General features: G+C 66.2%; 28 protein-coding genes and 1 pseudogene. 11 read left to right on the top strand and 18 right to left on the bottom strand.

All coding sequences use genetic code 11. The annotated features are described in order from the left end of the window. The 4 genes from ACOJB8_RS30610 to ACOJB8_RS30595 all read right to left on the bottom strand — a co-directional run. Positions 1-188: NAD(P)-binding protein (locus ACOJB8_RS30610; RefSeq protein WP_475015941.1), on the bottom strand; the 188-nt coding region annotated here is incomplete at its 3' end. Positions 189-235: 47 nt separating this feature from the next. Next, positions 236-2,026: an acyl-CoA dehydrogenase gene (locus ACOJB8_RS30605; protein ID WP_342945755.1), complete on the bottom strand. Its 1,791-nt coding sequence runs from the start codon at positions 2,024-2,026 to the stop codon at positions 236-238. Between the two features lie 242 nt (positions 2,027-2,268). Continuing rightward, a complete protein-coding gene (locus tag ACOJB8_RS30600) occupies positions 2,269-3,273 on the bottom strand; it encodes an AraC family transcriptional regulator (RefSeq protein WP_342945754.1) in 1,005 nt (334 codons plus the stop codon). A 79-nt stretch (positions 3,274-3,352) separates the two neighbouring features. After that, positions 3,353-5,347: an acetoacetate--CoA ligase gene (locus tag ACOJB8_RS30595; protein ID WP_342945753.1), complete on the bottom strand. Its 1,995-nt coding sequence runs from the start codon at positions 5,345-5,347 to the stop codon at positions 3,353-3,355. A gap of 720 nt (positions 5,348-6,067) precedes the next feature. On the opposite strand from ACOJB8_RS30595, the gene arcD reads away from it, so the two are divergent. From arcD to arcC, 4 genes are all read left to right on the top strand, one after another. Continuing rightward, complete coding sequence (gene arcD / locus ACOJB8_RS30590; protein WP_475015951.1) at positions 6,068-7,435, top strand: arginine-ornithine antiporter; 1,368 nt, start codon at positions 6,068-6,070, stop codon at positions 7,433-7,435. 13 nt (positions 7,436-7,448) lie between these two features. Beyond that, positions 7,449-8,708, top strand: a complete 1,260-nt coding sequence (arcA, locus tag ACOJB8_RS30585; RefSeq protein WP_370684327.1) for an arginine deiminase — start codon at positions 7,449-7,451, stop codon at positions 8,706-8,708. A 59-nt stretch (positions 8,709-8,767) separates the two neighbouring features. Continuing rightward, positions 8,768-9,778, top strand: coding sequence for an ornithine carbamoyltransferase (locus tag ACOJB8_RS30580; protein WP_342945751.1), 1,011 nt, complete (start codon positions 8,768-8,770; stop codon positions 9,776-9,778). A gap of 106 nt (positions 9,779-9,884) precedes the next feature. Then, positions 9,885-10,814 carry a carbamate kinase gene (arcC, locus tag ACOJB8_RS30575; protein ID WP_069268050.1) on the top strand — a complete coding sequence of 310 codons (930 nt, stop codon included), beginning with the start codon at positions 9,885-9,887 and terminating at the stop codon, positions 10,812-10,814. Positions 10,815-10,927: 113 nt separating this feature from the next. Here the strand turns inward: arcC and ACOJB8_RS30570 are convergent, their stop codons facing one another. From ACOJB8_RS30570 to ACOJB8_RS30550, 5 genes are all read right to left on the bottom strand, one after another. After that, positions 10,928-11,182 (bottom strand): RNA-binding protein, encoded by a 255-nt coding sequence (locus ACOJB8_RS30570; protein WP_254313976.1) that lies wholly within the window; start codon positions 11,180-11,182, stop codon positions 10,928-10,930. Positions 11,183-11,271: 89 nt separating this feature from the next. Continuing rightward, a complete protein-coding gene (ppk2, locus tag ACOJB8_RS30565; RefSeq protein ID WP_475015938.1) occupies positions 11,272-12,093 on the bottom strand; it encodes a polyphosphate kinase 2 in 822 nt (273 codons plus the stop codon). A gap of 137 nt (positions 12,094-12,230) precedes the next feature. Continuing rightward, the gene (locus ACOJB8_RS30560; RefSeq protein WP_256094983.1) at positions 12,231-12,674 is read right to left on the bottom strand and encodes a PRC-barrel domain-containing protein; all 444 of its coding nucleotides are present in this window, start codon (positions 12,672-12,674) and stop codon (positions 12,231-12,233) included. A gap of 70 nt (positions 12,675-12,744) precedes the next feature. Then, complete coding sequence (locus ACOJB8_RS30555) at positions 12,745-13,317, bottom strand: cupin (protein ID WP_368606463.1); 573 nt, start codon at positions 13,315-13,317, stop codon at positions 12,745-12,747. Between the two features lie 4 nt (positions 13,318-13,321). Continuing rightward, a complete protein-coding gene (locus tag ACOJB8_RS30550; protein ID WP_475015936.1) occupies positions 13,322-13,654 on the bottom strand; it encodes a hypothetical protein in 333 nt (110 codons plus the stop codon). 242 nt (positions 13,655-13,896) lie between these two features. Between ACOJB8_RS30550 and ACOJB8_RS30545 the strand changes: the two genes are divergently transcribed. Next, on the top strand, positions 13,897-14,073 hold the full coding sequence (locus ACOJB8_RS30545; RefSeq protein ID WP_342945746.1) for a hypothetical protein: 177 nt from the start codon (positions 13,897-13,899) through the stop codon (positions 14,071-14,073). Positions 14,074-14,161: 88 nt separating this feature from the next. Continuing rightward, positions 14,162-14,299, top strand: a pseudogene (locus ACOJB8_RS30540) (thioesterase); the annotation flags it as partial. A 12-nt stretch (positions 14,300-14,311) separates the two neighbouring features. Here the strand turns inward: ACOJB8_RS30540 and ACOJB8_RS30535 are convergent. From ACOJB8_RS30535 to ACOJB8_RS30525, 3 genes are all read right to left on the bottom strand, one after another. Then, the gene (locus ACOJB8_RS30535) at positions 14,312-14,629 is read right to left on the bottom strand and encodes a YnfA family protein (RefSeq protein ID WP_342945745.1); all 318 of its coding nucleotides are present in this window, start codon (positions 14,627-14,629) and stop codon (positions 14,312-14,314) included. Between the two features lie 107 nt (positions 14,630-14,736). Then, positions 14,737-15,540 carry a phosphonoacetaldehyde hydrolase gene (gene phnX / locus ACOJB8_RS30530; RefSeq protein ID WP_475015934.1) on the bottom strand — a complete coding sequence of 268 codons (804 nt, stop codon included), beginning with the start codon at positions 15,538-15,540 and terminating at the stop codon, positions 14,737-14,739. 54 nt (positions 15,541-15,594) lie between these two features. Next, on the bottom strand, positions 15,595-16,755 hold the full coding sequence (locus ACOJB8_RS30525; RefSeq protein WP_475015932.1) for a 2-aminoethylphosphonate--pyruvate transaminase: 1,161 nt from the start codon (positions 16,753-16,755) through the stop codon (positions 15,595-15,597). 137 nt (positions 16,756-16,892) lie between these two features. Between ACOJB8_RS30525 and ACOJB8_RS30520 the strand changes: the two genes are divergently transcribed. Continuing rightward, positions 16,893-17,750 (top strand): LysR substrate-binding domain-containing protein, encoded by an 858-nt coding sequence (locus ACOJB8_RS30520; protein ID WP_069268060.1) that lies wholly within the window; start codon positions 16,893-16,895, stop codon positions 17,748-17,750. Positions 17,751-17,765: 15 nt separating this feature from the next. Here ACOJB8_RS30520 and ACOJB8_RS30515 read toward each other — a convergent pair whose 3' ends face one another. Beyond that, positions 17,766-17,987, bottom strand: coding sequence for a hypothetical protein (locus ACOJB8_RS30515; protein ID WP_069268061.1), 222 nt, complete (start codon positions 17,985-17,987; stop codon positions 17,766-17,768). A 268-nt stretch (positions 17,988-18,255) separates the two neighbouring features. Here ACOJB8_RS30515 and ACOJB8_RS30510 point away from each other — a divergent pair, with 268 nt between their 5' ends. Beyond that, a complete protein-coding gene (locus ACOJB8_RS30510) occupies positions 18,256-18,927 on the top strand; it encodes a phosphoribosyltransferase (RefSeq protein ID WP_368619963.1) in 672 nt (223 codons plus the stop codon). Positions 18,928-18,961: 34 nt separating this feature from the next. Here the strand turns inward: ACOJB8_RS30510 and ACOJB8_RS30505 are convergent, their stop codons facing one another. Continuing rightward, a complete protein-coding gene (locus ACOJB8_RS30505; protein WP_368606470.1) occupies positions 18,962-19,258 on the bottom strand; it encodes a YciI-like protein in 297 nt (98 codons plus the stop codon). A 204-nt stretch (positions 19,259-19,462) separates the two neighbouring features. Between ACOJB8_RS30505 and ACOJB8_RS30500 the strand changes: the two genes are divergently transcribed. From ACOJB8_RS30500 to ACOJB8_RS30490, 3 genes are all read left to right on the top strand, one after another. Then, positions 19,463-19,783 carry a PsiF family protein gene (locus ACOJB8_RS30500; RefSeq protein ID WP_342945740.1) on the top strand — a complete coding sequence of 107 codons (321 nt, stop codon included), beginning with the start codon at positions 19,463-19,465 and terminating at the stop codon, positions 19,781-19,783. A gap of 311 nt (positions 19,784-20,094) precedes the next feature. Next, entirely contained in the window at positions 20,095-20,538 is a 444-nt protein-coding gene (locus ACOJB8_RS30495; RefSeq protein WP_069268065.1) for a hypothetical protein, read from the top strand. Between the two features lie 128 nt (positions 20,539-20,666). After that, positions 20,667-21,254, top strand: a complete 588-nt coding sequence (locus ACOJB8_RS30490) for a BPSL1445 family SYLF domain-containing lipoprotein (protein WP_069268066.1) — start codon at positions 20,667-20,669, stop codon at positions 21,252-21,254. 23 nt (positions 21,255-21,277) lie between these two features. Here ACOJB8_RS30490 and ACOJB8_RS30485 read toward each other — a convergent pair whose 3' ends face one another. The 4 genes from ACOJB8_RS30485 to ACOJB8_RS30470 form a co-directional block, all read right to left on the bottom strand. Further along, entirely contained in the window at positions 21,278-22,345 is a 1,068-nt protein-coding gene (locus tag ACOJB8_RS30485; RefSeq protein WP_069268067.1) for a glycosyltransferase family 4 protein, read from the bottom strand. Between the two features lie 190 nt (positions 22,346-22,535). After that, the gene (locus ACOJB8_RS30480) at positions 22,536-23,702 is read right to left on the bottom strand and encodes an AAA family ATPase (RefSeq protein WP_368606471.1); all 1,167 of its coding nucleotides are present in this window, start codon (positions 23,700-23,702) and stop codon (positions 22,536-22,538) included. A 103-nt stretch (positions 23,703-23,805) separates the two neighbouring features. Then, the gene (gene otsA, locus ACOJB8_RS30475) at positions 23,806-25,212 is read right to left on the bottom strand and encodes an alpha,alpha-trehalose-phosphate synthase (UDP-forming) (RefSeq protein ID WP_069268069.1); all 1,407 of its coding nucleotides are present in this window, start codon (positions 25,210-25,212) and stop codon (positions 23,806-23,808) included. Between the two features lie 42 nt (positions 25,213-25,254). Continuing rightward, positions 25,255-26,565 carry a mechanosensitive ion channel family protein gene (locus ACOJB8_RS30470; RefSeq protein ID WP_368683060.1) on the bottom strand — a complete coding sequence of 437 codons (1,311 nt, stop codon included), beginning with the start codon at positions 26,563-26,565 and terminating at the stop codon, positions 25,255-25,257. Positions 26,566-26,654 lie beyond the last annotated feature (89 nt).

The following is a 26,654-nucleotide window of genomic DNA, read 5'->3' as shown; positions in this document are numbered from 1 at the left end:
AGGATATGCGCCCCGATTTCCGAGCCTTTCTCCAGCACGCAGACGCCGATCTCAGTGCCTTTTTCCGCGGCCAGCTGCTTCAGGCGGATCGCAGCAGACAGCCCGGCAGGACCGCCACCGACGATCACCACGTCGTATTCCATCGACTCGCGTGGGCCGTACTGTGCGATCAAATCAATCGACGACATATCCTCCTCCTTCCTTCCTTGCTAACTGAGCGCTCTAAACCGCCCGATCAAAACTGCACTTCGCTCAGTGCGAGCACGCCAGCGTCGCCCTTTGCGGCCAGGATCGACGTCTCGAGGCCCCCAGCCTGCGCGAGAATGTGCTCGGCGTAGAACTGCGCGATCGCGATCTTCGCGCCGTAAAACCCGGCGTCGTTCGCGAGTTCGCGTTGCGCGACGAGCAGCGCACGCGCCATTTGCCAACCGCACAGCACGATGCCCGCGAGCTTGAGATACGGCACGCTGCCCGCGAACACCGCGTTCGGGTCGCGCTTGACGTTCGCAACCACGTAGTCGACGACATTCGCCAGTGCGCGCGCGCCCTTCTCCAGCTGCTCGCGCATCGATGCCGCGGCCGCGCCGCCGGCCTGGCCGAGTTCCTCAGCAGTCCGATCGATCTCGCCGAGCAGCGCCTTCGCAACCGCGCCGCCGTCGCGCACCGTCTTGCGGCCGACCAGGTCGTTCGCCTGGATCGCCGTCGTGCCTTCGTAGATGGCGAGAATGCGCGCATCGCGGTAGTACTGGGCCGCGCCCGTTTCCTCGATGAAGCCCATGCCGCCATGCACCTGGACGCCGAGGCTCGTCACCTCGTTGACCATCTCGGTGCTCCAGCCCTTCACGATCGGCACGAGGAATTCGTAGATCGCGAGATTGCGCGCGCGCACTTCAGGATCGGCGTGGTAGTGAGCATGATCGCTATAGGCGGCGGCGACATAGGCGAGCGCGCGTGCGCCCTCGGTCATCGCGCGCATCGAACCGAGCATGCGGCGCACGTCCGGATGATGGATGATGGTCGCCGACTGTTTGAGCGAGCCATCCACGGGGCGACTCTGCACACGCTCCTTCGCGTACGCCACGGCCTTCTGGTAGGCGCTCTCCGCCACGCCCACGCCCTGCATGCCCACGCCGAAGCGCGCGGCGTTCATCATGATGAACATGTATTCGAGGCCGCGATTCTCCTCGCCCACGAGGTAACCGATCGCACCGCCGTGGTCGCCGTATTGCAGCACGGCCGTCGGGCTCGCCTTGATGCCGAGCTTGTGTTCGATCGATACGCAATGCACGTCGTTGCGCGCGCCGGGCGAGCCGTCGTCGTTGACGAGGAACTTCGGCACGACGAAGAGCGAGATGCCTTTCACGCCTTCTGGCGCGTTGGGCGTGCGAGCCAGCACGAGGTGAACGATGTTCTCCGCCATGTCGTGCTCGCCCCACGTGATGAAGATCTTGGTGCCGAAGACCTTGTACGTGCCGTCACCCTGCGGTTCGGCGCGCGAACGCACCAGCGCGAGGTCGGAGCCGGCCTGCGGCTCGGTGAGGTTCATCGTGCCGGTCCAGTCGCCGGAGATGAGCTTCGGCACGTAGCGCGCCTTCAGTTCGTCACTGCCCGCGGTGAGCAGCGCCTCGATGGCGCCGTCGGTGAGCAGCGGGCACAGCGCGAACGAAAGGTTCGCCGCGTTGAGCATTTCGATGCAAGGCGTCGCGATCAGCTTGGGCAGCGCCTGGCCGCCGAATTCGGTCGGATGCTGCAGACCCTGCCAGCCGCCCTCGACATACTGGCGGAACGCCCCTGCGAAGCCAGGCGTCGCCGTGACCTCGCCGTCGCGCCAGCTGCTGGGCACGCGATCGCCTTCCACGTTCAGCGGCGCGATGACTTCGCCGGAGAGCTTCGCGCACTCGTCGAGCACGGCCTGCGCAGTGTCGAAACCAGCGTCTCCGAAACCCGGCAGGGTTGCGACGGCGTCGATGCCGGCCAGCTCTTTCAGCACGAACAGCATGTCCTTGACGGGGGCGTTGTAGCTCATGATCGGTCCTTCCAGTCACTCAGGGGTCAAAATGGATGCGCCGCCGGGCCAGGATCACCAGGGACACCTGGGTGGCCACCTTGCGGCAGTACAGGACGGATCGTAGCGTCAATCGGTCGCCAAACCACTGTCCAAACCGGACCACATGGTGACAATTCTGGCCACGTTATCGGCTGCTGTGCCCCGCCAACATGGCTGGGCGACCCGACTTTGCGCAGGGCGACGCTCAGGCGCCCAGCCGCTCAGCCTCGGCGGCGGTAGGTGCCGGGCGTGCTGCCCGTCCAGTGCCGAAAGGCGCGATGAAAGGCGCTGGGGTCGTCGAAACCCAGATCGCCGCCGATGGCCGCGATCGTGTCCTGGGTGTCGGTGAGGCGCTGGATCGCCACGTCGCGGCGGAGTTCGTCCTTGAGCGCCTGGAACGTGGTTTCCTCTGCGGCGAGGCGCCGGCAGAGTGTACGCACCGAGCAGTGCAGGCTGTCGGCCGCCGCTTCGATGGTCGGCAGATCGGGCAGTTGCGCGGCCAGGTACTGGCGCACGTTGTGGCTCACCAGCTGCTCGCTGAAGGTCTCGAAGATCCAGTCGCCGGGCGAGCGCGCGAGAAACGCGCGCAGGTTGCGCTTGCTCTGCCGGATCGGCATGTCGAGATAGGCCGCGCTGAAGCGCATCAGCGTGGCCTCGCGGCCAAAGCGCACGGGCCCCGGGAAGAAGTAGCGGTGATCGAGTGCGTGCGGCGGCTGCGCGCAGGCGAAATCGACTTGCAGCAGCGGGATCCGCTGCCCGATCAGCCAGGACGACACACCGTGGGCAAGCTTGAGCGTCAGCTCCTGCCCGAGCGGCCCGATCGCGCCGTACGCCGGATTGGCGCGTAATGCCACCTGGGCCACGAGCCCATGGCGGCGCGATTCGAGCCGAAAATCGTCGAGCACGATGTGGAAAAACTGGTCGAAGCGATGCAGCGCCGTTTCGAGGTTGCGCGCATCGAGCAGGCTCAGGCAGAGAAACTTGAGCGTGCCACTGCGCAGCGGCCGGCTGAAGATGCCGGGCATCTCGTCGTCGAGTTCGATGGCGAGCGTCTGGTAGAGCGTGGAGAACTGCTCTTCCGTCACGCGGCCGCCCGGCTTGGCGAGCAGTTCGAGCGCGATGCCCGCCTCGTTGAGATAGCGGCGGATCACGCTGGGCTCGGCGCCCGCGCCGGCGAGAAAGCCGTTGACGAGCGAGATGGGAACGGTGGCGCTAGGCGATGGCATGCATTGACGATGAAAGGCCGCGGAAACGGACAGACTTCGGCGTCGGCCCGCGCGCCATTTTAAATCGGCGCGGCCGAAATCACGCGGCCGGGCCCCTCGCCCGCGCGAATGCATCGAACCACGCGAGACTTTCCGGGTTGGCCATGGTGTCCGGATTGGCCACCTTCTCGAGCGGCTGGCCGAGCAGAAGCCGCTTGATCGGCACCTCCATCTTCTTGCCTGACAGCGTGCGCGGAACGGCCTGAACCTGATGGATCTCATCGGGCACATGGCGCGCCGAGAGTGCCTCGCGCACGCGTGCGCGAATGCGCTGCGCGAGCGCGTCGCTCAGATCGACACCCGGGCGCAACACCACGAAGAGCGGCATCGACGAGCTGCGCCCCAAGTACTCGAGATCGACCACGAGGCTGTCGAGCACTTCGGGCACCGACTCCACCGCGCGATACAGCTCGCTCGTGCCCATGCGGATGCCGTGGCGGTTGATGGTGGCGTCCGAGCGACCGTAGATGACCGCGCCGCCGCGGGGCGTGATGCGCAGCCAGTCGCCGTGGCGCCAGATACCGGGAAACATGTCGAAGTAGCTTTCGCGGTAGCGCCGGTTCGCGTCGTCGCGCCAGAAGCAAAGCGGCATCGAAGGCATGGGCGCAGTGCACACGAGTTCGCCGACTTCGTCGATGCGCGCGTGCCCGGCTTCATCGAACGCCTCGACGCGCGCGCCCAGGCACCGGCACTGCATTTCGCCGAGATAGACCGGCAAGGTCGGCACGCCGGCGAGGAAGCAACCCGCGAAATCGGTGCCGCCGGAAATCGCGTCGATCCAGACGGGCCCTACCTGCTCGAGTATCCACGCGTACGCTTCGGGCGGCAGCGGCGAGCCGGTCGAACCGACCGCGCGCAGGCGCGACAGATCGGCCGCGGCACGCGGCTCGACACCGGCCTTCAGGCACCCCTGGAAATATGCCGCCCCCGCGCCGAAGAACGTCACGCCCGTCTCGCCCACGAAGCGCCACAGCGCCTGCGCGTCGGGATACGTGGGGTTGCCGTCGTAGAGGCAGAGCGTCGCGCCCGCGAGCAGGCCGCCCACCTGGCAGTTCCACATGATCCAGTTCGTGCTGGCGTACCAGTGGAACCGGTCGCCGGGGCTCAGGTCGAGATGCAGCGCGGTGAGCTTTACGTGCTCCACCACGATGCCGCCGTGCGAATGCACGATGGCCTTGGGCATGCCCGTCGTGCCCGACGAATAGACGATCCACAGCGGATGATCGAACGACACATGTTCGATTTCGAGCGGGACGTTTCCAGCGATCGCGTCGCGCCATGCCGTGGCCTGCGGGTACACCTTCGCGTCGGCGTCCGGGTCGAGCTGCGGGTCGAATACGAGATGCGCCACGCTCGGCAGCTCGCGCAGCAGATGGTGAATCAGCTCGCGGCGGTCGTGCGGCTTGCCGCCGTAGCGGTAGCCGTCTACGGCGAAGAGCACCTTCGGCTCGATCTGCCGGAAGCGGTCGAGCACCGCGAGCGGCCCCATGTCGGGCGAGCACACCGACCAGATCGCGCCCACGCTCGCGGTGGCGAGAAATGCCACGACCGTCTCGGGCGTGTTCGGCATGAAGGCCGCCACACGGTCGCCGCGCGTCACGCCCATGCGCCGCAGCGTGGCCGCGCAAGCCGCGACCTGGCGGCGCAGCTCCGCCCAGCTCAATTCGCGCGTGCGGCCCGCCATGGGGCCGCTCTCGCTGCGCGAAACGATCGCCGGCCGCGCGTCGCTCGCGAGCTGAAAGGCCCGCTCGACGTAGTTCAACTCGACACCCGGAAACCAGCGTGCACCGGGCATCGCCGCATCGGCGAGCGCCACGCCGCGCGGCTCGCGCGAGGGAATCTGCGCCCAGTCCCACAGCGCGCACCAGAAAGCGTCGATGTCCTCGACTGACCAACGCCAGAGCGAGTCGTAGTCGTCGAACGCGAGACCGCGCGCCTCGCCGAGCCACTTCATGAACCGCGTTATGCGGGCGGACTCGACCTGCTGCGGTGCCGGCGTCCAGGCCGGAGCGGATGCGGGAACGGTTTCGTTCATCTCGTTGCGTGGGCTCGTGTGGCTTCGTTTGACCTAATGGTGCCGGAGCCGGTACGCGTCGAACAATTCAGGGAAACCAGTGGAAGGTTTCCTATCGCGTTTGCTGGCAATGATGTCCGATAACGTCGCGCGTAATGGCACATCAACTTGTAATTATTTCCAATAATTCGAATAAAAGAGGTGATTGAACACTTACGCGCGATCAATATTTGGCTTCCCGATTTAATCTAAGATTAATCGAAATTCACATGCGAGTTGTCCTGCACAAATAGATCGAACCGCGAATTTACCCTGCGCCGCGCAATGCCTGTCTGCCGGCAAAGTCCGGCAAACGGCCCCATTCCGTACGCAATTAGCATAAGGCCCGTCATAAAACTGCAATCCACTGACGCCTTTAATTTGCCTAATTCCCGTCGAACCGCCTCTTCCTATCGGACCAAGGTCTTATTGTCATTTTGCGCGCCCCCTATCAGATTGAGCGCGTAGCGGCACGGGTTCCGCTCTCGCGGCATGCGATCCGCGCTGCAGATTCAGGCACCAGCATGTTGATGGGCTCGCGCGCAGCGCGAGATCTGCAACCCAGCCGGCTCGTACAGGAGATCGCGCATGTCCGAATCGACGTCTTCGTCTCACCCCGCGGCCAAGCCCGACAGCGCCGCCACGCCAGCCTCTGCCAACAAGTTGCGCCTTGGCGCGCTCACCGCCCTCGTCGTGGGCTCGATGGTGGGCGGCGGTATCTTTTCCCTGCCGCAAAACATGGCGGCCAGCGCCGACGCCGGCGCGGTGCTGATCGGCTGGGCGATCACCGCGATCGGCATGCTCATGCTCGCGTTCGTGTTCCAGTCGCTGGCCATCCGCAAACCCGAACTCGACGGCGGGGTCTACGCCTTCGCGAAAGCCGGCTTCGGCGACTACATGGGCTTCGGCTCGGCCTGGGGCTACTGGATCAGCGCGTGGCTCGGCAACGTCGGCTACTTCGTTCTCCTGTTCAGCACGCTCGGCTACTTCTTCCCGGTGTTCGGCGAGGGCAACACGCCGATCTCCATCGTCTGCGCCTCGGTGCTGCTCTGGGCGCTGCACTTTCTCGTGCTGCGGGGCATCAAGGAGGCCGCGATCGTCAACCAGATCACCACGGTCGCGAAACTGGTGCCGCTGTGCCTCTTCATCATCATCTGCGTGTTTGCGTTCCGCTCCAGCACCTTCACGGCCGACTTCTGGGGACAAATGAATCCCAAGCTCGGCAGCGTGACGAACCAGGTCCGCGGCATGATGCTCGTGACCGTGTGGGTGTTCATCGGCATTGAAGGCGCGAGCATCTTCTCTGCGCGCGCGGAAAAGCGCAGCGATGTCGGCAAGGCCACGGTCATCGGTTTCGTCGGCGTGCTGCTCCTGCTCGTGCTCGTGAACGTGCTGTCGCTCGGCGTACTCACGCAGCCGAAACTCGCGGCACTGCAGAATCCTTCGATGGCCGGCGTGCTCGAAAACGTGGTCGGCCACTGGGGCGCGATTCTGATCAGCGTGGGCCTCGTCGTGTCGCTTGCGGGCGCACTGCTCTCGTGGGTGCTGCTGTGCGCAGAAATCATCTTTTCGGCCGCGCGCGACCACACGATGCCTAACTTCCTGCGCAAGGAAAACGCGAAGCACGTGCCGGCCAACGCGTTGTGGCTCACGAACGGCATGGTGCAGATCTTCCTCGTCATCACGCTGTTTTCGAAGGGCACGTATCTCTCGCTCATCTATCTCGCGACCTCGATGATCCTGCTGCCCTACTTCTGGTCGGCAGCCTACGCATTCCTGCTCGCGCTGCGCGGCGAAACGTATGAGGCCGACAGCGGCGAGCGCAACAAGGACCTCGTCATCGCGGGCGTCGCCGTGATCTACGCGGTCTGGCTCATTTACGCCGGCGGCCTCAAATACGTGCTGCTCTCCGCGTTGCTCTACGCGCCGGGCATCGTCCTGTTCGCACGCGCAAAACGCGAGGTCGGCCAGCCCGTATTCACCACCATCGAGAAGTTCGTTTTCGCCGCTGTGCTGATTGGCGCATTGCTGGCGGCTTTCGGCCTGTACAAGGGCTTTCTCACCCTTTGATTCGAGGAGTCTCATGATGAGTACGGACACTGTCGCCTTCGGCGTCAATTCGGAGGCAGGCAAGCTGCGCAAGGTCATGGTGTGCGCGCCGGGTCTCGCGCATCAACGCCTCACCCCCAGCAACTGCGACGAGCTGCTCTACGACGACGTGATCTGGGTCAGCCAGGCGAAGCGCGACCACTTCGACTTCGTCACGAAAATGCGGGAGCGCGGCGTAGACGTCCTCGAAATGCACAATCTGCTCACGGAAACGGTGCAACACCCCGAAGGGCTCAAATACATCCTCGATCGCAAGGTTCGCCCCGAGACCGTGGGCGTGTCGCTCGCCGGCGAGGTGCGCAGCTGGCTCGAAGGGCTCGAGCCGCGCAAGACCGCGGAATTCCTCATCGGCGGCGTGGTCGCCGAAGATATTCCGGATACCGAACAAAGCAAGATCCTCAAGGAATTTCGCCGCTATCTGGGCTATTCGAGCTTCGTGCTCGCGCCGCTGCCCAACAGCACCTTCACGCGCGACACGACCTGCTGGATCTACGGCGGCGTCTCGCTCAACCCGATGTACTGGCCGGCGCGCAGGCAGGAAACGCTGCTCACCACGGCCATCTACCGCTATCACCCCGAGTTCGCGGGCAAGGACTTCCAGGTGTGGTACGGCGACCCCGACGAGGACCATGGCGCGGCCACGCTCGAAGGCGGCGACGTGATGCCGATCGGCAATGGCGTCGTGCTGATCGGCATGGGCGAGCGCACGAGCCGCCAGGCGATCGGCCGTCTCGCGCAGAACATCTTCGCCAAGGGCGGCGCCGAGCGCATTGTCGTGGCGGGCCTGCCCAAGTCGCGCGCGGCCATGCACCTCGACACGGTGTTCAGCTTCTGCGACCGCGACCTCGTGACGATCTTCCCGGAGGTGGTCAACGAGATCGTGCCGTTCTCGATTCGCCCCGACGACAAGAGTCCCTCGAAGCTCGACCTGCGCCGCGAGGAGAAGCCCTTCGTGGACGTCGTGGCAGAAGCGCTGGGCTTGAAGAGTCTGCGCATCGTCGAGACCGGCGGCAACGCGTTCGCGGCCGAACGCGAGCAATGGGACGACGGCAACAACGTGGTGTGCGTCGAGCCCGGCGTCGTGATTGGCTACGACCGCAACACCTATACGAATACGCTGCTGCGCAAGGCCGGCGTGGAGGTCATCACGATCACGGCGAGCGAACTGGGCCGCGGGCGCGGCGGCGGCCACTGCATGACTTGCCCGATCGTGCGCGACGCCGTCGATCTCTGAGCGCCGCCCCTATTCGCATTCCCACTGCATTCCCACTGCATTCGCAACGGAGAAACGACATGGCTTTCAACCTGCGCAACCGCAGCCTGCTTAGTCTCATGCACCACAGCACCCGCGAGCTGCGTTATCTGCTCGACCTCTCGCGCGACCTCAAGCGCGCCAAATACACGGGGACCGAGCAGCAGCACCTCAAGGGCGTCAACATTGCGCTGATCTTCGAGAAGACCTCCACACGCACGCGCTGCGCGTTCGAAGTCGCGGCCTACGACCAGGGCGCGAACGTCACCTATATCGATCCGACCTCGTCGCAGATCGGCCACAAGGAAAGCATGAAGGACACGGCGCGCGTGCTGGGCCGCATGTACGATGCGATCGAGTATCGCGGCTTCAAACAGGATATCGTCGAGGAACTCGCTAAGTTCGCCGGCGTGCCCGTGTTCAACGGTCTGACCGACGAATACCACCCCACGCAGATGCTTGCCGACGTGCTCACCATGCGCGAGCATTCGGACAAGCCGCTCACGCAGATCAGCTACGCGTATCTGGGCGACGCCCGCAACAACATGGGCAACTCGCTGCTGCTGATTGGCGCGAAACTCGGCATGGACGTGCGCATCGCGGCGCCGAAGTCGCTCTGGCCGCACGACGATCTCGTGGCGGACTGCAAGAAGTTCGCCGAGGAAAGCGGCGCGCGCATGCTGCTCACCGAAGACCCCAAGGAAGCCGTCAAGGGCGTGGATTTCGTGCACACCGACGTGTGGGTCTCGATGGGCGAGCCCATGGAAGCCTGGGGCGAACGGATCAAGGTGCTGCTGCCCTACCAGGTGAACATGGCGCTCATGAAGGCGAGCGGCAGCGCACAAACGCGCTTCATGCATTGCCTGCCTGCCTTCCACAACAGCGAGACCAAGGTCGGCAAGCAGATCGCTGACACGTATCCCGAGTTGAAGAACGGCGTCGAGGTCACTGAGGAAGTATTCGAATCGCCGCTGAATCTGGCCTTCGAGCAGGCGGAAAACCGCATGCACACGATCAAGGCGATTCTCGTTTCGACGCTCGCCGACATTTGAGCCGTACCGCTCGACGGCGCGCGTGCGCCGCGCGGCCGGGTTGCAAACCCGGTAACGCGGTGCATGCGCCCCGCTTCACCGACACGCATCACCTTGGGAGTCAGACATGCGAATCGTGATTGCGCTTGGCGGCAACGCGCTGCTGCGTCGCGGCGAGCCGATGACGGCAGAGAACCAGCGCGAGAACGTGCGCCTCGCGGCCACCCAGATCGCGCAGATCGCGCAGGGCAACGAACTGGTGATCGCCCACGGCAACGGGCCGCAGGTCGGCCTGCTCGCGCTGCAGGGCGAGGCCTACAAGGACGTGCCCGGCTACCCGCTCGACGTGCTCGGCGCGCAGACCGAGGGCATGATCGGCTACATGATCGAGCAGGAACTCGGCAATCTCCTGCCGTACGAGGTGCCGTTCGCGACCATCCTCACCCAGGTCGAAGTGGACGCGAACGATCCTGCGTTCCAGCATCCGAGCAAGCCGATCGGCCCGGTCTATACGAAGGAGCAGGCGCAGAAGCTCGCCGCGGAGCGCGGCTGGGCCATCGCCCCGGACGGTGACAAGTTCCGCCGTGTCGTGGCGAGCCCGCGGCCGAAACACATCTTCGAGATCCGCCCCGTGAAATGGCTGCTGGAGCGCGGCACGATCGTGATTTGCGCGGGCGGCGGCGGCATTCCGACGCTCTACGGCGAAGGCCACAAGCTAGGCGGCGTGGAGGCGGTGATCGACAAGGATCTATGCTCCGCCCTGCTCGCGCAGGAGCTGGAGGCCGATATGCTCATCATCGCGACCGACGTGAACGCCACGTACGTCGACTGGAGCCAGCCGTCACAAAAGGCGATTGCGAGCGCGCATCCCGACGAACTGGAGAAGCTGGGCTTCGCGGCCGGGTCGATGGGTCCGAAGGTCATGGCGGCCGCGGAGTTCGCGCGCAACACCGGCAAGGATGCGGTGATCGGCGCGCTGGCCGATATCGTGGCGATCACCCAGGGCAAGGCGGGTACGCGCGTGAGCACGCAGCGGCCGGGTTTGATCTTCTATTGAGGCTGGCCTTTACGGTTCGCGGGCGGCCGCCTCGAAACGGTGCCTGAAAATGCAGGGCGCGCACCGCAGCTGGCGTAGCCGCGGTGCGCGCCCTGTTGTGTAGTTGCGTGCGCCTATTCCTCGCGTGCGGGCGGCATGACCTGTGCGCTGATGGTGTGCTCGCGCCAGAACAGGTTGTTAATGCGTCCCTGCAAGCGGCGCAACCCCTCCTCGCTCGCGGCGTGGAAGGTGAGCAGCGCGCCGGGACGGCCCGCTCCCTCGATGCGCTGAATCGCGTCGTACGGCGGGAAACCGTAGCGCTCCAGAAACTCGTTGATTTCGGCGTCGGTGACGTGTTCGTCGATATTACCCAACAGCAGCTCGGCCATGGTCTACCCCTCGTGAGCGTTCAATCGTGATGATAGTGTGGTTTTATCCGGCGCGACGACAAGCTGCGCCGGGTCGGACGCGATGCCGCTCAGTACTTCTCCTGCACGTAACGGTAACGATAGTCCGGGTCGCGGTAGCCTTGTGCCTTCTGGCGCTCGGGCAGCGTGACCTTCTCGCGCGGCAGCGCCTTGTATGGAATGGTGTTCAGGATATGGCTGATGACATTCAGACGCGCGCGCTTCTTGTCATCGGATCGGACAACGAACCATGGGGATTCCGGCGTATCCGTCATGTCGAACATCTCGTCGCGCGCGCGTGAATAGTCGTACCAGCGGCTATACGACAGCAGGTCCATGGGCGAAAGCTTCCAGATCTTGCGCGGGTCGTTGATGCGCCCTTCGAGGCGCCGGGTCTGCTCTTGCTGGCTCACTTCGAGCCAGAACTTGATGAGGATCGTGCCCGAGTCGATGATGGCGCGTTCGATGAGCGGCACGCCGCGCAGGAATTCCGTGGCCTGTTCCGGCGTGCAAAAGCCCATCACGCGCTCGACGCCCGCACGGTTGTACCAGCTCCGGTCGAACACCACGATTTCGCCCGCGGCGGGCAGCAGCGGCAGGTAGCGCTGGAAGTACATCTGCGACTTCTCGCGCTCCGTGGGCGCGGGCAGCGCGAATACGCGAAATACGCGCGGGCTGACCCGATCGGTGAGCGCCTTGATCGTGCCGCCCTTGCCTGCGCCGTCGCGGCCTTCAAACAGGATGCACACCCTGAGGCGCTTCTGGACCACCCACTCCTGCAAGCGAACGAGTTCGCCATGCAGGCGCTCGAGTTCCTTTTGATAGGCCTTTTCGCTGAGTTTTTCTGCCGGCGCGGCTACGCTCGCCGCCTTGACTTCCTCTTTCTTCGCCATTGAATCGCTCCCCGCTTCAGACGCCTCACATGAGGCATCCATCCACTATGGTGGGTGGACGGGGAGCGCGCAATAGGACTTTGGACTCAGGCCCTGGCGGTCTTGACCTCCGGCAATCACGCTCACCTACGAGCGCGTCATTCGTGCGCGTAGTTGAACTCGGGCATGGCCTTCAGCTGGTCCTTGTCGGCCTGCAGCACGATCTGTTTGCTGTCGATGCGCAGGTCGTTGAACGGCACGGCCACGAGATGCTTGCCCAGACCGAGGAAGCCGCCCACGGAGAGAATCGCGAAGGCGCCCTGGTTAGGCGACTCGAGCACGATGTCGTCGATCGCGCCGATCTTGCTGCCGCTATTGTCGTAGACGTCTGAGCCCACGAGCTTCGAGGCGCGAAATCCGGTGCCAGACTGCACCGTCGCCATGCGCTGCACGGCGATCGATTGCGGTGCGCCCTGCGCGAGCGCGGCAGACGGTACGCCCAGCGCACAGCCGAACGTGCACCCGAACGAGACGACGAGCGCACAAGCGCGGCGACAAGCCAGGTCTCGCATATTCAGCGGGCGATTCGATTGTGTCGTCATGGTATCCCCCTATCCCTTGTGCGAATGCACGGCGAATACCGCCTGAAGGCAAGCGCTGTGCCTGGCGCGCTCACGCCTGCGCGAGCCAATGCTCGATCAACGGCCCACGTTCGCCGCAAATGGGATCGCTTGCGGGATACGGCAGCGCCTGCATGGCGCGCAACTCCGCCGACGTCAGCGCGTCGCGGCGGATGTCCCACTGCTGCCCGCGCGGATAGCCGCCCGCTACGCGAAAGCCGCCGGCGAGCGACAGCAGGCAATGACCGGTGCCGGCCGGCAGCAGCAGCGCGTCGCCGGCATGCACGCGCAGCACGCGCCCGCCCGGGCCGCCGAGAATCAGCTCGGCGGTGCCGGCGAACACGCCCAGCACCTCGTGCGCCGTGGAATGGAAATGGTGATAGTCGAATACGCCGTCGAGCCATTGTACCGGCCAGCCGTTCGCCTCGAAGCGTTCGTTGAATGCCCGTGCAAGGTCATGGGCGCCTGGCGCCAGCGCGCGCCGATAGACGATGACGGGAAGCCGGGCGTTGTTCGGCACCCAGCCGTGCGCGGCGAGGACGAAAGTTTCGACGCCGCTTTCGCGTTGGGCCGGACGGCTTTCGCGCAGTTTGCGCGGAAAATGAAAGGCGCGATCTTCATGCATCGTCTTACTCCCTCGCAGCGCTGCCGCCCGCGGCGGCCGACGCGCCCGCCGCGCCGTTTGCCGGCTTTTTCGCGTGATGCGGTTTGTGTTTCGAGGAATGTGTCGTTCGCGTCGCCTGTGCGCCCTTGCTGGCGGGCACGCCCTTCTCGACGCCCTGGGTCGGCGCCGGGTACACGCCGTTGGCCTTCGCCCCGCTCGACTCGGTGGCGGGCGCCGTGGTCGGCCGATCCGCGCCGGTGTTGTCCTGCGCGAGCGCCGCGCCCGCCGCTGCTCCTTCCAGGACGAGTGCCAGCGCGAGCGCGCCGGGCGCGAAAACCTTCGTCGGTGGGGTGTGCATGGTGATCGGTCCTCCTTCAGTACGTTGCGAGCCCGGATGCGAGGACCCCGCACAGTCGAAGCGAGCTGACCGCGCCGGTCCCGGCTTGATAAGCAGCAACCCGCGTACCGGCCCCGGCAGGCCCCGGCGACCCGCGGGGCACGGCGTTTGCGCCGAGCCGGGCAAATCGATTCGCGCGAAGGCGAGGCCGAGGGGCTGCGACGCCCCATCTGGCGCACGCTTCGTGTATCCCGGAGAGGTTTATGCGTTCGAATTTCCTGCCCGCCGCTCGTGTTGGCCGCGGCCCCGAGGCTCATCTGCCGACCGAGGAGCCCGACGATCCGCATCGTCCGCCACCTCCTCCGGTACCGGACAGCGAGCCGCCGCCCGTACCGGAAGGCGATCCTCCGCCTGAAGCGCCACCCGAGCGCCTGCGCTAGCGCGCTTGCGCCGCCATGGCGCGGCAGCGCTCAACCGGTGGCTCGCAAGCGGCGCGACAGGGCGGCCTTCACCTCGGGCCATTCGTCCATCACGCGGCCGGCCGATGGCGCGCTCATCGCCATGGCGAAATCGGGCTTCGTGTTCTTCGACTACGAAGCGAAAAAGGTCGTGCCGATGCCGCAGGCCTTCCGCGACAAGTTTCCGCAAGTCAATACGCGCGGCTGAGCCTGGATTCGCTCAGCGCGGCTGGAACATGATGAGCGCCATGCCGGCCAGCGTGAAGCCGATGCCGGCCCAGTCCCAGGGGCTCGGCCTGATCGCCTCGACGGCCCAGAGCCAGAGAATCGCCACGCAGACATAGACGCCGCCGTAGGCCGCATAGGTGCGCCCGGCGGCCGTGGGATGGAGCGTGAGCAGCCACGCGAAGAGCGCGAGAGAGGCAGCGGCGGGCACGAGGAGCCACCCACTCGCGCCTTCGCGCAGCCAGCGATAAGGCAGATAGCAGCCGATGATCTCGGCGAGCGCGGTCACGACGAAAAGCGCAAACGTCTTCATGGGCGGCGGCTAGTGGCTGGGGCGCCCATGGTAACGCAGGCGGCGAGGCCGCCTGCGCGTTCTTCGCAACGTACCGCTCTGTTCCCCTCAGTTCCCTTCGGGTCGCCTCAGGGCCGCTCGCCGCGGGCCAGCCGCGCTTCGATCTCGTTCACCACGGGCAGCAGATCGGCGACGCTGTCGATCACGTAGTGCGCGCCCGCCGCACGCAGGCGTTCCGCGGCCGCGGCGCGGCGGCGCGTGAATTCTTCGGGCGCGAGCGCGCGAACTTCTTCCTCGGTCAGGCCGAACGCGTTGCCGCTCACGGCGACACCCACCGCCCACGTCCCGCCGTTGATGCCCTCCTCGATGCCGACTTCGGTGTCGTCCACCTTGATCGCGTCGCGCGCGAGCCACACGCCGAGCTGCGGCAGCGTGCGGTAGATCATGTATGGCGAAGGCCGGCCCTCGGGCGTGTCGCCCGTGCAAACGATGCTGTCCGGATCGAAACCCTGAGCCTTCGCGCCCGGCACGATCTGGTCGATGATTTCGCGCGTGTAGCCCGTGGTCGAGCCGATGCGTACGCCGTCGGCACGCAGCGCGGCGGTCACGGCCGCTACGCCCGGAATCACGTCGCTGTACTGCGCGGCCACGGCGACGTTCTTTGGCACGAAGACGTCGTACACGGCGTCGATATCGGCTTCGCCAGGCGCGTGGCCGTAGTGCGCTTCCCACGCCGCCGCGACGCGCGGCAGCGCCATCAGCGCCGCGATGTGCGGACGCTTGGCCATGCCCATCGGCCCGCGCGCCTCGTCGACCGTGATCGGCACGCCGAACTGCTCGAAGGTCTCGACGAACGCGCCCATCGGCGCGCGCGAACCGTAGTCGACCACGGTGCCCGCCCAGTCGAAAATTACTGCCTTGACGTGTTTCATTGCATGCGTCCTGCTAAAAAATCGATGATGTGGAGTCTTGACGATCTGTGCGTATTACGCGGCGAGCGCTTCGCGTGCGCCGAGGTCGACCGGCGCGGGCGCAGCGCTTGCCACGCCGAGCGTGCGCAGCGCTTCGCCGCACGCGGCCACGACGCGGCGCATGACGGTCTCGTCGAGTGCGCCGATGCAGCCGACGCGAAAGCTCTCCACGCTCGTCAGCTTGCCCGGATAGATGATGAAACCCTGCGCCTTCATCAGTTCGTAGAAGCGCGCGAAGTCGAATGCGGGATCGGCCGGCGAAAAGAACGTGACGATGATGGGCGAGCGCCAGGCTTCGGTCAGCAGCGGCTCGAAACCGAGCCCGCGCATGCCCTCGACGAGCACGTCGCGATTGCGCGCATAGCGTGCAAGGCGCCCCGGCTGACCACCTTCGAGCGCGTGCAGACGCAGCGCCTCGATGAACGCGGCCACTGCGTGCGTGGGCGGCGTGAAGCGCCACTGGCCGGTGCGGTTCATGACGTCCCACTGGTCGTAGATATCGAGCGCGAGCGAGTGGCTCACGCCCTTTGCGTTGTTCAGGACTTCCTTCTTTGCAATCACGAAGCCGAAGCCCGGCACGCCCTCGATGCACTTGTTGGCCGAGGAGACGAACGCGTCGCAAGGCAGCGTGCGCACGTCGAGCGGCACCGCGCCGAACGCGCTCATCGAGTCGACCAGAAGGCGCCGCCCCTGGCGGGCCGTCACGGCCGCGATCTCCTCGATCGGGTTCAGAATGCCCGAGCTGGTCTCGCAGTGGACGACGACGACATGCGTGATGTCCGGGTTCGCGATCAGCAGCTGTTCGACGTCTTCGGCGCGCGGCGGCAGGTAGTCGCCGGTGTCGTGCACGGTGTGCTCGCGACCCAGGTAGCGCAGCGTCGTGGCGATGCGCTTGCCATACGCGCCGTTGGCGAGCACGAGCGCGTGGCCATTGCGCGGCACGAAACTGCCGAGCATCGCCTCGACGCAATAACTGCCGCTGCCCTGCAACGGCACGCAGTCGTATTCACCCTGCTCGTCGCCCGCGATCTGCAGCAGCGCGGCGCGCAATTGCGCGGTCATGGCGCGGAAGTCGGCGTCCCACGAGCCCCAGTCGCGCTGCATCGCGGCCTTGGTCGAGGCTGCGGTCGTAAGCGGTCCGGGGGTCAGGAGATACGGCTCGGCGGGGGTGGTCATGCGGGCTCCAGTGGGCGTCGGGACAGTCGATCCCGACACGTTAGCGCAGCGCCGTCCATCGGTAAAATCGATATAATCGATGTCGATATAAGTTGAACTTATCCCCAGTTTTTCTCCTGTCGCCGGAGTGCTTCGACATGCAATACGCGCAATTGCGGGCTTTTCACGCGGTCGCCGAACACGGTGGGTTCTCACGCGCCGCGCAGGCGCTCTCGCTCACGCAGCCGGCCGTATCGGACCATGTGCGGCGGCTCGAACAAGATTTCGGGGTCAAACTCTTCGAACGCGGCCCTCGCGGTGTGGAACTCACCGAACTCGGGCGACGACTCTTCGCGGTGACGCGTCAGATGGTGGGGTGTGAGCGCGACGCGCGGCGGCTTCTCGAAGCGGCAGGCGCGCTCGAATCGGGCGAACTCGCCCTCGCCGCCGACGCGCCCGACCTCGCCATCAAGCTGATCGGCGCGTTCAGGCGGCGCTATCCGGGGGTGGTGATCAAGCTATCGATCGCGAACGCGACGGAATGCATGCGCCGCGTCCTCGCGAGCGAAGCCGACGCCGCGATCACGGCCGCGCGTCAGGTTCACAGCCGGCTGCAGGCCCGCGTGCTGCGCGAGGAACCGCTGGTCGCGGTCGTGCCCGCCGAAAGCCCCGCCGCGAAAAAGCGCCGCATGACGTACGAGGAACTCGTGCGCGAGCCCATGGTGTTTCGCGAAACGCATTCGGTCACGCAGCAGTTGCTCGAAGCCGAACTCGTGCGCAAAGGACTGCAGGTCCAGCCCGTGCTCTACGTGGATGGCCGCGAGGCCTTGCAAACGGCCATTGCGCAGGGCGTGGGCGTGGGTGTGATCGCGCATGCGGAATTTGGCGAGTCGCGGCGCATTCGCATGCTGCCACTCGTGGACTGCCAGGTGCGCATGGTCGAATCGCTTACGCGCCTCGCCGACACGACCTCGTCGAATCTGCTCGACGCGCTCTTTGCCATTCCGCTCGATTGAGCGGCGGGAGGGCCGTCAGGACACCACGATAGCGGTGCCGACGGCATGGAGCAGATCGCGCAGCGTTTCGGCCTGCTCCATGCGCGCGCCGTGGCGCAGGTGAATCCGCAGCGCCCGGCCCGCGATGCCGTCGACCGGGCGCGCGAGCCACAGCTCGACGGCGAGCCCGAGGCCGTCGGGGGCATCGGGCACGACCGGTTCGACGACGCGCGGCTTGAAGGAGGCGGATTCGGACATGGCGAGACCTCGTCGGTGGCGGGATCGACTTCATCGTAGCGAGGCGATACGCCCGCGCCAAACGAGAAATCCGCGTATGCAAATGAGCGCCGCCCCGCAATGGATCGCGCGGGCAGTGGCATGCACGACCGCTCGCATTGCGCGCCGCATCGTGGAAGCCGGCGAGGTGCCCTTTTTACCAGCAGCGTGTGGCCGCGAGTGGCAAACTGAACGCATCGTTGCGCGGCCCTTGGCCAGTTTGCCTGCAACGAGATGGGAGGACCTCTTCATGGAACGCCCCTTTACCGATCGCCGCGAGGCGGGCCGTTCGCTCGCCGGCCCGCTCTCGGCCTACGCGAGCAGACGCGACGTCATCGTGCTCGCGCTCCCGCGCGGCGGCGTGCCCGTAGCCTATGAAGTCGCGAAGGCGCTGCAGGTGCCGCTCGATGTCTTGCCCGTGTGCAAGCTTGGCCTGCCCTGGCAGCCGGAACTCGCCATGGGCGCGCTGTCGTCGAACGGCGCGCAGTACGTGGACAGTGCGCTCGTACGCAGCGCCGGCGTGAGCGAGGCCCAGTTGCAGAGCGCCATGGCGCTCGCACGCATCGAGCTTGGCCGGCGCGAGGCGCGCTATCGCGGCGAGCGTGCTCCGCTTGCGGTGGCGGGCCGTGTGGCGGTCATCGTCGACGACGGCATGGCCACGGGCGCGTCGCTCAAGGCAGCGGCGCTCGCGCTCGCCACGCTTGGCCCCGCGCGCATCGTCGCAGCGCTGCCGGTCGCGCCCTCGGGCTCGCGGGACCGGCTCGGCAGGACGGTGGACGAATTCGTCTGTGCGCGCACGCCCGAGGCGTTCTACAGCGTCGGCCAGTTCTATCTCGACTTCGATCAGGTCAGCGACGACACCGTGCGCGAGTTGTTGGCTCAAGCTGCGGCGAACGACGCGCGCGGCGACGCGCAGAGCTAAGCCGCGCGGGTTGCGCCGCCGCTGCACTTGCGCCTTATTTCACCGGATTCGACGCCGCTTCGCCCACCACCGTTTGCCAGGGCCGCACGCGCCAATGCTTCACGAGCCCCGAAAGCACGTACGGGTCGGCGCGCGCGAACGCTTCGGCCGCGGCCTGACTGTCACCCTGGAAAAGCAGCAGCGCGTTGTCGACGGGATCGGCAACCGCACCCGCCAGGAGCAACTCGCCGCGTTCGACGGCCGCCCATGCCAGCTTCAGATGCGCACTGCGGTGTTCGGGGCGGCGTTCGAGGTAGTCGTCTGCGAGTTCGTACATCAAGAGGTAATGCATGCGCGTTCTCCGTGTCGTTGCGGCCACGCCGGACTGGGTCGACGGCCGATAGCGAACATTGTGCAGCAGCGCGCGCGTCAACCGAACACATCGCTGCGTCGTTTTAATGGCAGCTTTGCCATAATGGCGGCGCGCGCGAGGCGCACCGGCCTTTACGGCTGGCCGCACGTCAACTGAGAACGTCCAAAGTCAAGGGAGTGAACGATGAAGATGCAATCCGTCATTGCTGCAATCGTGCTGGGCGGCGTGCTGGCCGCGCCGGCGTTCGCACAGACCGCCGCACCCGCTTCCGCGCCGGCGGCGAACAGCCAGCAGAACAAGATGAAGGCATGCAACGCCCAGGCCGGCGACAAGAAAGGCGACGACCGCAAGGCATTCATGAAGCAGTGCCTTTCGACTGCCGGCGCTCCGGCTCCGACGATGACCCAGCAAGAGCGCATGAAGGCGTGCAACGCCCAGGCCGGCGACAAGAAGGGCGACGACCGCAAGGCATTCATGAAGACCTGCCTCTCGACGAAGAGCTGAGCGAAGCGGGTTCGGGAACGCTCCCGCACCCGTTTGCGCTCGCAGGATCCGCGCGCCGCAGCCTTTGCTGCGGCGCGTTTTTTTATGCGCTGTTTTTGTGCGTTGCAGCGCCGGTGTCTTCGGTTGTGCGAATCGTCGTCGACGGATGCGAAATCGTGCAGGTTTGCGCGGATTTGCGTCATGACCCGCATTCGGACGTGCCGTTTTTCTCCTATGATGGCTGCAGCGGCGGCCCCTCCCCGCGAAATCACACATTAGCCATCGGGCTGCCGCGTTGACGTTGATGCCAATGGCATCGAACGGAGGCGCAGATGGCATGGAGACACAAGAACCGCTGGTTTCGCCGCTGGCTCATGGTGATCACCTTCTGGCTCGTGCCGGTGATGATCGTCGCAGTGCGCGAGGTTCAGGACGAGATGGCGTATAACCGCGCGGATCTGCAGCGCGCGCTGACCTCCTGGACCTTCACCGACGCCGAGCGCGACGCCGGCGCCCCGCTGCGCTGCCACGGCACGCCCGAAACCGCGCGTGCAGCCGGCTGCCCCGCCGCGGTGCTCGCGGCGAACGCGCAGCGCCAGCAGGAAGCGCGCGACGAATACGCCGTGCGGCGCACGACGCTTGCGGGCTACCTGTGGCACGCGTTTGTCGGCTACTGGGTCGTGCCCGCTGCGGTGCTGCTCGCGATCGGCGTGCTCATCGGCGGCGTGAAGCGCGCCTTGCGTCGGCCCACGGCCAAGCCCGTGCCGGAGCGCTAGCGCGTTTCGTGCATGCCCCAGGGCACAGCGTGTGTGCTGCGCAGCCTCAAAGAGCGGGTCGGGACGTTCGGGTATAACGACGGGACGCCGTGACATCGCGGCGCCCGGCAACTAGAACGGAGAACAAGATGAACGCATCTCGCATGCTTTTGAAGGCTTCTGTCGCAATCGCCGTCGGCGTCGCGACACTCTCGGGCTGCACCACCACCGGCAGCCAGGCCCCCAGCCCCGCGACCAATGCGTCGCGCGCCGACTCGATCAACTCCGACGTCGACGCCACCCTGTCGCGCCTCTATCAGACGGTGCCGGGCTCGCGCGAACTGGTCGGCAAGGCTCGCGGCATTCTGGTGTTCCCGCGCGTGATCCAGGCGGGCATCGGCGTCGGCGGCGAACACGGCGACGGCGCGCTGCGCGTGGGGGGCAGCACGGTTGGCTTTTACAGCACGTCGTCGGCGTCGGTTGGCGCAACGCTCGGCGTGCAGTCGAAGTCCGTCATCTATCTCTTCATGACGGAAGACGCGCTGGCGAAATTCCGCAATTCGAGCGGCTGGTCGGCAGGCGGCGACGCGTCGGTCGCGCTCGTGAAGGTCGGCGCGAACGGCTCGATCGACACCACCACGGCCACCCAGCCCGTGCAGGTCTTCGTGCTCACCAACAGCGGGCTGATCGGCGACCTCTCGCTCGGCGGCACGAAGATCACGAAACTCGAGCTCTAGACGCCCCGCGGACGTCCGTGCGCTCAGCTCGCGGACGTATCGATCACCTTGAAGCGCGAACGCTTGTTCGCGCGAATCACCGCCTCGTACGCCTGCACGTACTCCTGCGCCATGCGGTGCGAGGTGAAACGCTCTTCGAAGCGGCGCCGCACGCCGGCGCGCGGAACGCGCGCGATGCGGTTCACCGCCGCCACGGCGCCGATCTCGTCCTCGACGATAAAGCCCGTCACGCCCTCTTCCACCACCTCCGGTACGGCGCCGCGATTGAACGCGATCACGGGCGTGCCGCACGCCATCGCCTCGATCATCACGAGGCCAAACGGCTCCGGCCAGTCGATCGGGAACAGCAGCGCATGGGCGCCGGAGAGGAATTCGGCCTTCTGGCTGTCGTTGATCTCGCCCACGTACTCGACGTGCGGCAGCGCTAGCAACGGCTTGATGTCGCGCTCGAAATACTCGCGGTCGGCTTCGTCGACCTTCGCGGCGATCCGGATGAGCAGCCCGCAGCGCCCGGCAATGCGTATCGCCGTGTCGACGCGTTTTTCCGGCGAAATACGGCCGAGAAACGCAAGATAGCGCTGCTCCACAGGCTGCGGCGTGTAGAGCGTCTCGGGCAGGCCGTGGTAGACCGTGCGCAGCCAGCGCGCTTGCGGCATCGGCTGGCGCTGTGCATTGGAGATCGAGATGACGGGCGCGGTGTTGAACGTATCGAAGACGGGCTGCTGCTCGGGCAGGTCGAGACGGCCGTGCAGCGTCGTCACGAACGGCGTTTCCTGGCGCTTGAACACCGAAAACGAGTAGTAGTCCATATGGAAATGCAACACGTCGAACTGGTCGGCCTGGCGGCGCACCATTTCCATGAGGAGCATGTGCGGTGCGATACGGTCGCGGATGCCGGGGTCGAGCCGCAGCGCTCGTGGCCACACGGGCTCGAGCTTCGCGCTCGTGAGCGAATCGCCGCTCGCGAACAGCGTGACGTCGTGCCCGAGTTCGACCAGCGCTTCAGTGATATACGACACGGCGCGCTCGGTGCCGCCATAGAGCTTCGGCGGGACCGATTCGGTCAGCGGGGCGATCTGCGCAATTCTCATCGTGTGTCTCCAGGAAACGGGGCCGCGTTGCCCGTTCTTGCGGTGCCGGTCATTCTAAGCCAGGTCCGGGCGGCCATCGGCGACGCAGCAGTTATCCCATTATTCGGCAAGCCGGGCTCGCGCGCCGCCAGTCTTTCAATTTCTATACGGTGTTACAAGCCGAAACAACCCCTGCGTTTGCCCTACCGGCCTATCTGGCGGGCCATTTCCAGGCCGGCACGTCGAGCGTGTCGGGGTCGGCGAACCCGGTTGCGCCGAGGCGCCGTTCGAGCACGACCGACTGGCTGCCGGCCTCGCGCTCCAGCGCCGCCACGAGCCGCGCCGCGTGCGAGACGACGATGACCTGCGAGTGCCGCGACGCCCGCGCGATGAGCCGCGCGAGCGACGGCAGCAGGTCCGGATGCAGGCTCGTCTCGGGCTCGTCGAGCACCAGCAGGCCCGGCGGCCGCGGGCTCAGCAGCGCCGCCGCGAGCAGTAGATAGCGCAAGGTGCCGTCCGAGAGCTCCGCGCCACGCAGCGACCGCAATAGCCCCTCCTGGCGCAGCGCTACCTCGAAGCGCCCTTCGTGATTCACGACTTCGACGCGCGCGCCCGGAAAGGCGTCGCCGATGGCGGTATCGAGCGCCTCGCCGTCGCCGATCTCGCGGATCGTCTGCAGCGCGGCGGCGAGGTTGGCGCCGTCGTCGGCGAGCACCGGCGAATGCGTGCCGATCTGCACCTGGCGCGCGCTCGCGTGCTCGTCGGTGCGGAAGTGGTCGTAGAAACGCCACGAGCGAATCTGCTCGCGCACGGCGATCATTTCGGGTGCGCTGCGCGGGTCGGCGTACTCGGTCATCATGCTGTCGAAGCTCGCCACGGGCTGCGCGAGCGTCGTCCATTCGCCCGCGGCGTCGCGGATGCGGATCATCGGCCCCTGGCGATCCACGAGCAACGCCGAGGGCCGCAGGATCGGCCCGCTCCAGATGCATTCGCGCTTGATCACCGGGTCGAGCGAAAACTGCGAAGTGGACGAAGGCAGCGGCAATCCCAGATCGATCGCGTAACCGAAGGCGTCGCCCGCGAAGCCCAGGCGCAGGCTCACCGCATCCTTGCGCACCGTGCCCTGCACCGCGTATTCCCCAGCGGTGACGGCGCGCGAGAAGCGCTCGGGGCCCGCCCACAGCGTGGATTGCAGGCCGCCCTCGCGCGCCAGCGACGGGATCACGCCGCCGCGGGCGGTGAGCGCGAGCAGACGCAACGCGCGATAGAGATTCGACTTGCCACTGCCGTTCGGACCGGTCACGACGTTGAGCGCACCGAGCGGCACGATGAGCTCGCGCAGCGAGCGGTAGTTGGCGATGGCGAGCGTAGTCAGCATGAAGGTGCGCGGGGTGGCGTGGCAGTCGCACTGCGGATGCGTGGATCAGCCACGCATCATACGCAATCGTGCCGGCGCGCGAACCGCCTGTGCCCCGTATCGTTCAGCGCGGCTGGGGCACCGCGGCGAGGTCGCGCAGGAAGGTGTCTCGCCACACGCCGAGGTCGTTGCGTCTGAGCGCCTCCATGTTGGTCTGGTAGCGCGCCTGGCGCTCTTCGAGCGGCATCGAGAGCGCGCGTTCCAGCGCTTCCGACATACCGGTCGCATCATGAGGATTCACGAGCAATGCGCCCGTGAGTTCGGCCGCCGCGCCTGCGAAGATCGACAGCACGAGCACGCCCGGATCGCCGGGATTCTGCGCGGCCACGTATTCCTTGGCGACGAGATTCATGCCGTCGTGCAGCGGCGTCACATAGCCGATCTGCGACTCGCGAAAGAGCGACATCAGTTTCCAGCGGTCGTACTGCTGGCTCAGATAGCGGATCGGCGTGTAATCGAGGCCAGAGTAGCGGCCGTTGATGCGCCCGGCTTCCCGCTCCAGTTCCTCGCGTATCACCTTGTAGCTCGCGACATCCGAGCGTGTGGGCGGCGCGATCTGCACGAGCGTGACCTTGCCGCGCCATTCGGGCGACGTTTCCAGCAACTGCTCGAACGCATGGAAACGCTCGACGAGCCCCTTCGAATAGTCGAGCCGGTCCACGCTCATGATGAGCTTGCGCCCTTCGAGACTCTGCTTGAGGTCGAGCACGTGCTGGCGGCTTTCGTAGCGCGCGGCCTGCTCGGCGATCTCGTCCGGAAACACGCCGATGCGGTAGACCCCCGTGCGCAGCTTGCGGCCATACGCCTCGACCTCGCCGTGCTCCGGATTCTCTGCGCGCTCGCGAACCTTGCCGCGCGCCTCGCGCGCGATGTAGTCGTGGAATGCCTGCTGGTCGTTCTGCGTCTGGAAGCCCAGCAGGTCGTAACAGCACAGCGACCTGACGAGTTCGTCGTGCGGCGGAATGGTCTGCAGCACCTGCGGCGAAGGAAACGGAATATGCAAAAAGAAGCCGATGCGGTTGCGTACGCCTTCCGAGCGCAGCGCCTCGGCGAACGGAATCAGGTGGTAGTCGTGCACCCAGATGTTGTCGTCCGGGTGGATCAGCTTCATGAGCTTGTGCGCGAGCCACGCGTTCACGCGGCGATAGCCGGCGTATTCGTCGCGCTCGTAGCGCGCGAGGTCGTTGCGGTAGTGGAACACCGGCCAGAGCGTGGCGTTCGAGAATCCGCGGTAGTACTGATCGTAGTCCTTGCGCGTGAGGCCGACGGTCGCAAAGGTGACGTGGCCTTCTTCGACGAGCGTCGGCCCCGCGTTCGCCACCGTCTCGCTCACCACGTCGCCGCTCCAGCCGAACCACACGCCGCCCGCGTCCTTCAGCGCGCCGAATACGCCGACCGCGAGGCCGCCTGCCGAGCCCTTGGTCTCCGTCGGCGTCGCCACGCGGTTCGAGACGACTATCAGTCTGCCCATCTTGCTGTTCCTCCTCCTTTCCCTCTCGACCGCTGGCAGCGGTTATCCACCATTATCGCGGCGGCTTTCGGTCGCCGGCTCGCGGGCGTCGGTGGCTTGCGCTGCCTCGGCCCCCTTAGCCGCTTCGGATGCCGGCCGCGCCGGGCGGTGCGTCTCCAGCTCCTCGCCGTCTCCCGGCACGCGCGTGCCCGTCACGGGATCCGCCTCCGTATGGGCCGCCGTGCTCGCCGCCGCCTGCCGCGCGGGGCGGCGCACGAAGGACGGCAGTTCCCCGGTGCTGCTTTCGAGCTCCGCCGAAACTTCAGCGCGCGCACGCGGCAGGAACTGCGGATAGTGCTCGTTGACGAAATCGAGCAGCCCTTCGCGCACGCGGCAGCGCAAATCGAAGTTCAGGCCGGAGTCGCGCGAACTCACCAGCACGCGCACCTGCATCGCGCGCTCGTTGGCGTCGGTGACCTGTAAAACCTGCACACGGCGGTCCCATTCGGGCGCACCGTCGACGATGCGCGCGAGCGCCTCGCGCAGCGGCGCGAGCGGCATGCGGTAGTCGAGCCACAGAAACACCGTGCCGATGATCTGCGAGCTGCTGCGCGTCCAGTTCGCGAACGGATTCTCGATGAACCATTGCAGCGGCACGATGAGCCGCCGCTGGTCCCAGATCCGCACCGAAACATAGGTGCCGGTAATTTCCTCGATGCGCCCCCACTCGCCCTGGATCACGACCACGTCGTCGAGCCGGATCGGCTGCGAGAGCGCGATCTGCAAACCGGCAATCAGATTCCCTAGCACGGGGCGTGCCGCGATACCGGCGACGAGACCGGCAACCCCGGCCGAAGCCAGCAGGCTCGCGCCGATCTGCCTCACGTTCGGGAAGGTCATGAGCGCCGCGCCCACGCCCACGATGATGATCAGCACCATCACCGTACGCGCGAGCACGCGGGCCTGGGTGTGGATGCGGCGGGCCTGGAGGTTGTCGGCGATGTCGAGCGGATGGGCGGCGATGATGGCCTCGCCGATCGCTGCCGCGCAGCGCACCGAAAGCCAGGTGATCGCGGCGATCAGCGCGAACGCGCACAGCTCGCGCAGGCCGCTGATGTGCCTGAGCGTGTCGGGCGCCTGCCACCAGACGAATTCGATCGCGAGGATCGCGAGCACGGCGAGCGCCGGTTTGCGGATATAGCGCAGGAACACGCTGACCCGCGGATACGGGCGCGCGATGCGCAGCAAGACGCGGCCGCCGACCCAGTGCAGGCCGAGCGCGAAAACGAGCGCGAGCGCGCTCACGAGCAACGTGCCGAGCCAGTCGTGCAGCGGCGCGTCGGTGAAATGGGAGAGATCGTCGAGTGTCGGCATCTGCGGCCAGTTCCTCCTGAGCATCCTGAGCAAAGGGCGACTCTTGGAAACGGCACGGGCGCAGGCCCGCGGACGGCCTCGGCGAGGGT

This window comes from Paraburkholderia sp. BR10141 (genome assembly GCF_056155635.1).
Note: the sequence above shows the minus strand (reverse complement) of the source record. Positions and strands in the feature narration are given on the sequence as shown.